Source organism: Bradyrhizobium sp. 137, assembly GCF_023074095.1.
Taxonomy (GTDB): domain Bacteria; phylum Pseudomonadota; class Alphaproteobacteria; order Rhizobiales; family Xanthobacteraceae; genus Bradyrhizobium.
The window spans coordinates 1-784 of the sequence record NZ_JADPKU010000125.1 but is presented as its reverse complement, the minus strand read 5'-3'; the positions used below and the strand labels follow the sequence as shown (position 1 = coordinate 784).

Sequence of the window (784 nt, the reverse complement as noted above, 5' to 3'; positions counted from 1 at the left end):
GGACCAAAACCGCTCGCATCCAGTATCAGCGCGATGGACTGCGTTACGCAAGCGATCTGACCGATGCCGAATGGGCGCTGATCGCCCGGAAGATGCCGCCGCGACGGCGATTGGGTCGGCCGCGGGAGGTCGATTTGCGCGAGATCGTCCAGGCGATCTTCTATGTCCTGTGGAGTGGCTGCCAATGGCGAGCCTTGCCGAAGGGGTTCCCGCCATACTCGACAGTGCAGGGCTATTTTTACGCTTGGCGCGACACAGGCAGATGGCAGGAGATTGTCGAATCTCTAGTTCCGAAGGCGCGCCGGCAACTGGGACGAAAGCCCAAACCGACTGCGGCCGTGATCGATAGCCAGACCGCCTCGACGACGGAGGCCGGCGGTCCACGCGGATTCGACGCCGGCAAGCGCCTCCATGGGCGCAAGCGCCATATCGTGACCGACACCAACGGTCTCTTGTTGGCCGCATATGTTCATCCCGCCAACATTCAGGATGTCCATGGCGCCGTGCCCCTGTTGGAAGATTTGCGAGGCCGCTTTCCGAGGCTTCAGCATGTCTTTGCCGACCGAATCTATCGCGGCAAACAGCTCGTCAACGCACTCTCAGACTGCGGGCCCTGGACAATCGAGATCGTCGAGCGACCGCACGGCGTCAAAGGCTTCCAGCTCCTGCCCAGGCGCTGGGTCGTCGAGCGCACCTTTGCATGGTTCGGAAGATGCCGGCGCCTCTCCAAAGACTTCGAACGCTCTGCCGCTACCGAGCTCGCTTGGCTGCTCGCCGCCCATCT

1 protein-coding gene is annotated in these 784 nt (G+C 62.4%); it reads left to right on the top strand.

What is annotated here, in order from left to right; translation table 11 throughout:
* Positions 1-17 precede the first annotated feature (17 nt).
* A partial coding sequence (locus IVA78_RS31160; RefSeq protein ID WP_247469329.1) for an IS5 family transposase occupies positions 18-784 on the top strand: 767 nt, incomplete at its 3' end.